Source organism: Vibrio sp. V42_P2S4T144, assembly GCF_009904715.1.
GTDB lineage: Bacteria > Pseudomonadota > Gammaproteobacteria > Enterobacterales > Vibrionaceae > Vibrio > Vibrio alginolyticus.
This window is the reverse complement of record NZ_WXWS01000419.1, coordinates 1-9,068: the sequence shown is the minus strand read 5'-3', so window position 1 is coordinate 9,068 and position 9,068 is coordinate 1. Positions and strand designations below refer to the sequence as shown.

Annotated in this window: 6 protein-coding genes; 1 reads left to right on the top strand and 5 read right to left on the bottom strand. The window is 44.4% G+C overall.

Going from position 1 to position 9,068, the window contains the following annotated elements:
• The 4 genes from CAG68_RS14105 to CAG68_RS14090 all read right to left on the bottom strand — a co-directional run.
• Positions 1-337, bottom strand: a 337-nt coding sequence (locus tag CAG68_RS14105; protein WP_161441294.1) for a MarR family transcriptional regulator, incomplete at its 3' end; no start/stop codon positions are given.
• A 187-nt stretch (positions 338-524) separates the two neighbouring features.
• The gene (locus CAG68_RS14100) at positions 525-3,686 is read right to left on the bottom strand and encodes an efflux RND transporter permease subunit (RefSeq protein ID WP_005378264.1); all 3,162 of its coding nucleotides are present in this window, start codon (positions 3,684-3,686) and stop codon (positions 525-527) included.
• Positions 3,687-3,688: 2 nt separating this feature from the next.
• Positions 3,689-4,828, bottom strand: a complete 1,140-nt coding sequence (locus CAG68_RS14095; RefSeq protein WP_086046620.1) for an efflux RND transporter periplasmic adaptor subunit — start codon at positions 4,826-4,828, stop codon at positions 3,689-3,691.
• Between the two features lie 465 nt (positions 4,829-5,293).
• On the bottom strand, positions 5,294-6,931 hold the full coding sequence (locus CAG68_RS14090) for a methyl-accepting chemotaxis protein (RefSeq protein WP_053307463.1): 1,638 nt from the start codon (positions 6,929-6,931) through the stop codon (positions 5,294-5,296).
• Between the two features lie 774 nt (positions 6,932-7,705).
• On the opposite strand from CAG68_RS14090, the gene CAG68_RS14085 reads away from it, so the two are divergent.
• Positions 7,706-8,695 (top strand): Solitary outer membrane autotransporter beta-barrel domain, encoded by a 990-nt coding sequence (locus CAG68_RS14085; RefSeq protein ID WP_054729603.1) that lies wholly within the window; start codon positions 7,706-7,708, stop codon positions 8,693-8,695.
• 5 nt (positions 8,696-8,700) lie between these two features.
• Here the strand turns inward: CAG68_RS14085 and CAG68_RS14080 are convergent, their stop codons facing one another.
• Positions 8,701-8,949, bottom strand: coding sequence for a hypothetical protein (locus tag CAG68_RS14080; protein WP_005378271.1), 249 nt, complete (start codon positions 8,947-8,949; stop codon positions 8,701-8,703).
• Positions 8,950-9,068: the final 119 nt, after the last annotated feature.

Genomic DNA, 9,068 nt, shown 5'->3' with positions numbered 1-9,068 from the left:
GCTTTAAAGCATTTGCTCCCTCTTTTGTCATGCTTAGCATTTTAAGGCGCTGATTCGATTTACTTTTAGAAACTTGAACAAACCCTCTCTTTTCCAGATTGTCCACCATCCGCTTTGCTACACTTCGCTCAGTTCGAACCGCATCAGCCAACGCTTGCTGGCTCATAGGTTGAAATTCTTCTAAAGCGGCCAGTGCACTTGCCATTTCTAGTGTCATCAAATTTTGCCGAGACAGCTCGGCTTGGGCACGATTGCGGTACATGCGCTGCATCACACCGCAGACAAACATAGGGCTTTGATCCAAAACGGAAATTGGGGAAATTTTCTGATCTTTCATCGTCGTTTTTCTTCTTTAGGCTTTCATTCGGCCGAAAAGGCTGTGCTGATACTGCACACAACACGCCGTCTTTCAGGCTCGCGTCATAGACGGTAACCACCAAGTGAAAACATAAAATAAAGAGCGCCGAAGCGCCCTTTAATCGTGTTTATTATCACTAGTATAACTCAGTTAAAACAACCAAGTCCTACTCGCTTTGCTGAGTGGGTTTAGTGCTGGTCTCAGACAACTCTGCCTCCGACTCTTTTCTCGCACGTCGATCAAACAATCGCTCAACCACTACAAAGAAGATTGGGACGAAGAATATACCCAATATCGTGGCACTGATCATGCCACCAAGTACGCCGGTACCTACTGCGTTTTGACCTGCCGATCCCACACCTGAACTGATAGCAAGTGGTACCACACCCAAACCAAAAGCAAGCGATGTCATGATAATTGGGCGCAGACGAACGCGAACAGCATGTAAGGTTGCTTCGATAAGCCCAGCGCCTTTCTCATAGTAGTCCTTTGCAAACTCAACAATCAGAATGGCGTTTTTGGTTGCCAAGCCGACCGTAGTTAATAAGCTCACCTGGAAGAACACATCGTTATCCATACTGCGCGTCATTACCGCAAGCACAGCACCAAGCACACCAAGAGGAACAACTAACACCACGGCGAAAGGTACTGACCAACTTTCATACAAAGCGGCAAGAACTAAGAATACGACAAGGATAGATAGCGCATATAGCATCGGCGCTTGGTTTCCGGAAAGGCGCTCTTCATACGAAATACCATTCCAGTTCACCGTGAAACCTTCTGGTAGCTTTTCTACCATTGCTTCAATTTCTTCCATGGCTTCACCAGTACTTACACCAGGAGCTGCACCGCCTTGAATATTCATTGCTGGCAAACCATCAAAGCGCTGCAAAAGAGGAGAACCATATGTCCACTCGCCACTCGCAAAAGCAGAGAAAGGCACCATCTCTCCCTTAGCGTTGCGTACGTACCATGAATCGAAGTCTTTTGGCTGCATGCGGTATTCCGCATCACTTTGCACCATCACTTTCTTCACACGACCGCGATCAATATAATCGTTAATGTAAGCCCCGCCCCATGCAGCTGACAGGATTTGGTTTACGTCATTGATACTGACATCCAAAGCACGAAGTTTGACGTGGTCAATGTTCACTTTGTACATTGGCGCATCTGCCTGACCGTTTGGACGAACACCGACAAGTTTCGGGTTTTGTGCTGCCATGCCCAGAAGTTGCCCTTGAGCCGCAACTAATGCATCGTGCCCTTTATTCAACGAGTCTTGGAGATAGAAATCGAAACCTGTCGAGTTACCTAGCTCTTGAATCGCTGGAGGGGCGAACGCAAACACCAAAGCTTCTTTAATGGTAGAGAAGTACCCCATCGCTCGGCCCGTAATGGAAGCCGCATCAGCGCCAGGCGCTTCACGCTCAGACCAATCTTTCAGACCGATAAATGCCATCCCCATGTTTTGGCCTTGGCCTGCGAAACTAAATCCAGCAACGGAGAAGACAGACTTTACATTGTCTTTTTCGTCTACTAGGTAAAAGTCACGCATTTTCTCAAGTGTTTTTTCCGTCTGTTCTTGTGTTGAGTTAGGCGGCAAAATAGCCATTGAGAATACTGTGCCTTGGTCTTCATCTGGCAAAAATGACGTTGGAAGGTTCATAAATAACCAGCCAGCACCTGCACTCATTGCCAAAAATACAACCAACATGCGACCTGTGCGTTTTAGAAGTTTGGCAACGCCGGTTTCATAGCCTGCTGTCATCGCATCAAACTTGCGGTTAAACCAGCCAAAGAAGCCTTTCTTCTCTAGAAGCTCAGCATCGCCTTTTTTCAGCAACGTAGCACACAATGCTGGAGTCAGAATTATCGCAACCAAAACGGAAAGCGTCATAGCCGCCACAATAGTTATTGAAAACTGACGGTAAATAACCCCGGTAGAACCAGACATAAACGCCATAGGGACGAATACCGCTGAAAGCGTCAAACCGACACCAATCAGGGCACCAGTAATCTGTCCCATCGATTTTTTGGTCGCTTCTTTGGGCTCTAAACCATCTTCATGCATCACACGCTCGACGTTTTCTACCACAACGATGGCATCATCCACCAGCAAACCGATAGCCAGAACCATCGCGAACATGGTTAACGTGTTTACACTAAATCCAGTCGCGTACAAAATAGCGAAGGTTCCGAGCAATACGACAGGCACTGCGATCGTTGGAATGATCGTCGCACGGAAGTTCTGCAAGAACAGGTACATGATTAAGAACACAAGAAGAATGGCTTCTAATAGCGTTTTAACCACTTCTTGAATCGAGGCTTTGACGAATGGCGTTGTTTCAAATGGGTAAGCAATCTGCAACCCTTCTGGGAACGTTGCACTCAGTTGTTCTAAGCGCTCTTTTACCGCATTGGCTGTCTCAAGCGCGTTTGCGCCAGTACCTAATGAAATACCTAACCCCGATGCTGGGAAGCCATTATATTGGCCTCGAATATCATAACTTTCTGCACCACGCTCAACGCGAGCTACATCTTTCAAATAAACATTCGAACCACTGGCGTCGGACTTAAGAATGATGTCTTGGAACTCTTCTACACTGCTCAAACGACTTGCAGAAGAAATCGTAGCATTCAACAACTGACCCTCCTGCGCAGGTGCCGCACCAAGTTGACCGGAAGAAACTTGCGCGTTCTGTTCACTGATTGCATTTGCTACGTCGATCGCGGTCAAGTTGAACTGCGTAAGCTTAAAAGGGTCCAGCCAAACTCGCATTGCATACTGCGCACCAAACGCCTGCACTTGTCCTACGCCAGTTACACGACTTATCGGGTCTTGAATATTCGTTACAACAAAGTCGCCGATATCGTTTTCTGTAAAGTCAGGATCTTCAGAATAAACTGCGACAACCATGAGAAATGCCGTATTGGATTTATTGACGACAATACCTTGGTTTTGTACCTCCATCGGCAATGAAGTCAATGCCAATTGCAGTTTGTTCTGCACCTGTACTTGCGCGATATCAGGATCAGCTTCGCTATCAAACGTCAGGGTAATTGTCGCATTACCAAATGCATCACTGCTCGATGATAGGTAGCGAAGGTAATCTAATCCTGTCATGTTTTGCTCGATAACCTGCGTTACCGAGTCTTCAACGGTTTTTGCTGATGCACCTGGATAGCGAGCACTGATGGTGATCGTCGTCGGTGAAATCGTTGGGTATTGCGAGACGGGTAAATTGAATAATGACATTACCCCCGCCAACATCGTTAGAATCGCGAGAACCCAAGCAAATACCGGACGATCGATAAAAAATCGTGCCATGATTACTCCTGTTCACCGTTTTGGATAGTTACCGAACTGCCTGGCCCTACCTTTTGTAAACCGGCGGTAATGACTTTATCACCCGCGTTCAAACCATCAATAATGCGCCATTGGCTATTGATCGCTTCGGCAGTCTTCACTGGTTTCGCTTCCACTTTGTTCTCGCCATTAACCGTCATCACTGTCGCTTTACCTGTCGCATCACGAGATACCGTATTTTGTGGTATTAGAATCGCATCAGGGTCGACACCAGTAATGACCGTCGCACGAACAAACATTCCAGGTAGCAACAAACCGTCAGGGTTTGGGAATTCGGCACGAAGCGTCACGCTGCCCGTACTTTCGTTCACATTGACCTCAGTAAATTTCATTGTGCCTTTGTGTTCGTAAGTGCTGCCATCTTCAAGCATCAATGTAACTTGCGCAGAGTCATCTTCTTGCATATGGCCTTGGGAGAGTGATGCTTTCAAACGAAGCAGTTGCGCGGATGATTGCACAATATCAACATTGATAGGGTCAAGCTGCTGAATGGTTGCTAATTTGGCAGCTTGGTTAGCCGTAACCAACGCTCCCGCTGTCACACTCGATTTACCGATCACCCCGCTAATCGGAGCTTTGACTTGCGTGTAATCTAAATTGATTTTTGCTGTGTTGATCTTGGCTTTTGCGACTAGGACCTGCGCTTTCGCTTCTTTGTATGCCGCTTCTGCTTCATCCAAGTCTTGTTGGCTGATGGATTTTTTGGTGATCAAGGTTCTGTAACGCTTCACCGTGGCATAGGTCGACTCTGCCGCAGCTTGCGCACGGATTAATTCCGCTTCAGCGCTCAGCAAATCCGCCTGAAATGATGAATCATCAATTTGATATAGCGACTGCCCTTGTTCAACAAGGCCACCTTCAACAAAATTTCGCTCCGAAATAATGCCAGTGACTTGCGGACGAACTTCTGCTTCTTTGAATGCTCGGCTACGACCCGGCAACTCTACTGTCAATGCTTGGCGCGTTGGCAGCACTGTTAACACTTCTACTTCGGTTGCGGGCGCAGGACCACCACCTTGGCTCGATCCTTCTTCGCTAGGTTGACATCCAACCACAAAAAGGCTCGACGCAATCAGCAGAGATAGCGTGGTTTTACGTCTCATGAATTTTTCTCTCTTATCTACCGACAAGCCTTCAAGATTCCTTATTAAAAGCTTCTAGAATGACTTAATAATGACTAACGGATGTATATCCAGAACAAATTAATTAGGATGATAAATACCCAGTGTTGTACATACAACAAAATTTACAGTTCTATACGCTTACGAAAAACGTTTATGGTAAAGGTGTTATGAAGTTCTCAAATTTGAAGATTTTGGGTTGGAAATCACATTTTCCTGTGAGCAATTACAATGGTTAAAAAGCAGCAAAAGTGATGATAAAAGCATCATCACGCTGTACAGAGTTTGTTACTGCTGTCTAGGGTTTTTGGCCACTCTGGTATACGAACTAAAGTGAGAAAGGATTGTAAATATAGTCGATATTTCACAAGTCAGGTTCGCCACTTATCTAAAAAATAACCCGCTAAGAAGCGGGTTATTTCATCAGTGAGACTGCTGTTCTCAAGCTTATACTTTGAACTGACTGACCTGATGATCTAAACGTTGAGTTTGCTCTGACAACATGGCTAAAGAAGCTTGCGCTTGGTTTACGATTTCCACAATTGAAGTGCTACTGTCTGCAATGCCTTGTACATTGCTATTTACTTCGTCACTTACTGTACTTTGCTGGCTCGCAGCCGTTGCAATGTGTGTATTCATCTCGTTCATACGTGAAATCGCGTTCAAGATTTCAGAAAGGGATTCACTCGCTCGGCCAGCGGACTTGATCGTTTCATCACTGCTATTTTGGCTACCGCGCATCACTTCTACAGCTTGTCCTGCACCAGATTGTAGCTTTTCAATCATGGTTTGGATTTCTCCCGTACTCTGTTGCGTACGACTGGCTAAAGAACGAACCTCGTCCGCTACCACAGCAAAGCCTCGCCCTTGCTCTCCAGCGCGAGCCGCTTCAATGGCTGCGTTAAGCGCTAATAAGTTTGTTTGCTCGGCAATACCACGAATTACATCCAGTACGGACGCAATGTTACTCACATCATGATCCAATGTGTTAATGACGTGGCTTGCGCTTTCGATTTCACTTGCGAGGCTACGAATTGAGCTAACCGTTTGATCCAAAATAACATTGGTATTGGTAAGTTCATCATTCGCTGTTTGGCTCGCAACCGCAGCTTCGTTAGCGCTATCGCTTACATTTCTGCTGGTGACTTGCATTTCATGCACTGCCGCCGCTACCGCCTCGCTATCTTTTTGCTGAGAAACGGTCGAGTTCGCGATGGTCGTGGTCAACGAGCTAAGATTTGCCATTTCGTTACGTAAGGTATTTGAGCTTTCAATTACCTGAGCGACTGTCATTTGAATTTTGGACACGAACTGGTTAAATGCGTCTGCTAAATTGCCAATTTCGTCTTGTGTTTTTACATCGATTCGCTGACTTAGATCACCTTCACCGGACGCAATTTCTGTCATCGCATTTTTAATATCATTGATAGGCTTCACAACCGTTTGTAACAACAAAAAAGCCATCGCGATAGCGGCAAAAATAACAATCACAATGCCAGCCTCAAGAATGAGTTCTGCTCTTGTTGCAGCCGCTGATATTTCGTCCTTCAATTGGCTTTGCTTTTCTTCTATTGCATCTTTTACAACGTTAAGCTGCGCTCTAACCTCGATAAATTGGTCTTCAAAGGTATGTTTGTGCTCATTGTAGTAACCACGCCATTGAGATTGAGGTAAACGTAGCATCGCCTCATAACTTGCTAACCACTTTTCACCCAAAGAGACAAGCGTTCGAACTTCATTACCATGTGTAGAAGGCATCACACCGGCTTGTGATAGCTCAATCATTTGTTCCATACGTGGCAGTGCTTTGTAGGCGTTGTCTTTGTATTCACCGATGTGATGATCAATATCGTTTTGAGTATCAGAAAGTGCAACACCTTGGATTGCAGATGTTGCTTGGTAAAGATCGCGATAAGCATCTTCAATCGTTAATAAGTTCGGCACGATCTGTTCGTTGAGTGTCTCACTCAATTCAGATTGCTTCCAACTTGTCATAACGTTTAATACAGAGCTCACAATAAACAATCCAATAATCAATGACAGCGGAATCACTATCTTCTGCTTGATCGTTAAGTTCTGGAACATGAATAGACTCTCTTTATTTATGGTATACAAACTGCCGGAAATTATATCAAACAAATAGAGTATACTATTAGGTAAAAGAGGCTATTCAACATGAAATCTAATGACTTTTTGACAAGGGTTCTAATTTCAACAATTAGTTGATTTTATACAAAATTTAACAAAGAGATCTTTTCAAAAGATGCAAATTAAAATGCTCTTTCAAAACGAAAAATATGTAACAGAAAGTGAATTAAAAGGGACCACATTTTGAAGAATAGATCGACTCAATGATTTACTGAGAACACATACAAAACACAGTTCTTGGATTGAGCACCACCGCGGAATATGCAAAGGTCCGAACATTTCTTCTAAAGCTCAAAAAAACCATTGTTTATCTGACGTATTTAGGGTTACTCCGTGAGGATATTAGTCGTGATGTTGGCAGACAGGATGCTTACAAGTTTTCGAAGTTAACCAGTAGCACAGTGAACGATTCAGATTTTCTTGAGCGCCAAGGCAATAAAAAAGTTTGCTATTTTCCTCTCAATAGACGCATTAAAGAAAATAATGCAACCTAGTCACAAAGTCTTGCTACATCTTCAGAAAAGAATGATGTTGCTAAACAAATCTGGTGCAGCATACACATTGAAGCTAAACTCGTTTAAGGAACTTTTTCATATCAATATGAGAAAACATAGATTTCTCAAAGTTACACCGACCATTCAACGATTAAACTAATGTTAGCGTACCGGTACGTCCAAAAACTCCATGCATGAACCATTTGAAAGAGCCAAAATGTTCCAACCCAACTTCGCCTCAGTGGAGTGGCGAGTCGTTTCGCTCGCTCTCCTACTCTCTCTTCCTAACACAGCTCAAGCGGATCCACTAGATAAGGAAATTAGCAACCTTCTCCAACAACGTTTTTCTATCGCGGTTTTGCTGTCCGACACTGACGCAATTGCGTTTGGTATTGGCGACTTTGATCCGAATGCATTATTTGATACCGCCAACCCAGAGTTCGGGACTGATGAATCGATCAATGAACGGAGAAGCAAATCCGTATATGTTCTCCCTTACACGACTAACTTTAATATAGAGGGCAGCGAGGACTTACATGAGCTGTCGTTTAAGGCATTTACGATACAAACAGAGAATGATCTCAAACTATTCGGCACAAGTAAGGATCTTCTCAAGGAAAGGACATACGGTGCATCGATTGGTTATGGGTATCTATACAAAGCAAGTGAAAACGTCACCCTTAGCACCAGAACGACGACTCACCTTATGCGTTATGAAAACTCATTCTCTACCGATAATAAACTTTCCTCCATCATTGGAAGAATCCTAGACGGCCGTGCCGTTAACGTTTCAGCATGGGCGGCAATAGTTCAACCATCCATTAAAGCCAAATACACATCTCCCACAAGTTGGGGGAAATGGCATGCCAGTTCGACATTGAATTCATTCATTGGGCACAGCTGGGGAAGCGCAAATAACGGCAATATAGGCAACCCTAAAGGTTGGTACCTATCTAATGAAATCACCGGTTACTACAATATTTATCACGGTGAGCAAGCTTTATTTACCGGGATTAAAAGAGTCGACCTTTCGCATGATTTAAGCGATGAACTGGGAAGTCCGCATTACTACGAAGCTTCTATAGGATGGCTATTTTATGCACCAAAGCCCTTTGATTGGTTAGACAATTTCGGCATAGGCGTTAACTTCAACTACGGCTCGACTCTCAGAGGTGGCAGCATTCAACTTTACTACAACAAACAATAACGCTGTCAGTACAGGAACCAGTTGGTAGCATATATAACAAGAAGAACTAGAAGACACAAAAGGAATGGCAGAGTTAGCGTCTTCGCAAACTTTTTCATGAGACTTGGGTTATCAAACACTACACCTTCCGCTTCTCTTACCCTTCGCTCTTCGTCAAAATGCCATTTAATGGCTAAGTAGGCTCCTATCCCTAATACAATAAGCTTAAAAGCTCCAGCAAAGTAAGGAAAGAAATTAGCCCAACTGTCGTTCATTATCCATCTCCATCAAATTCAATATCAGCTTTGCGGTGGCAGAATCCAAAGTTCATGTAGAATGCCCCCCTCAAAGTCAGACTCTCTGGCTAGCGCCAGTCTACTGCTCGAGATAGCTG

Bases quoted from the DNA above. Each gene is read 5' to 3' on its own strand.
- CAG68_RS14080 (WP_005378271.1), bottom strand. From the start codon at position 8,949: ATGAACGACAGTTGGGCTAATTTCTTTCCTTACTTTGCTGGAGCTTTT.
- CAG68_RS14095 (WP_086046620.1), bottom strand. From the start codon at position 4,828: ATGAGACGTAAAACCACGCTATCTCTGCTGATTGCGTCGAGCCTTTTT.
- CAG68_RS14090 (WP_053307463.1), bottom strand. From the start codon at position 6,931: ATGTTCCAGAACTTAACGATCAAGCAGAAGATAGTGATTCCGCTGTCA.
- CAG68_RS14085 (WP_054729603.1), top strand. From the start codon at position 7,706: ATGTTCCAACCCAACTTCGCCTCAGTGGAGTGGCGAGTCGTTTCGCTC.
- CAG68_RS14100 (WP_005378264.1), bottom strand. From the start codon at position 3,686: ATGGCACGATTTTTTATCGATCGTCCGGTATTTGCTTGGGTTCTCGCG.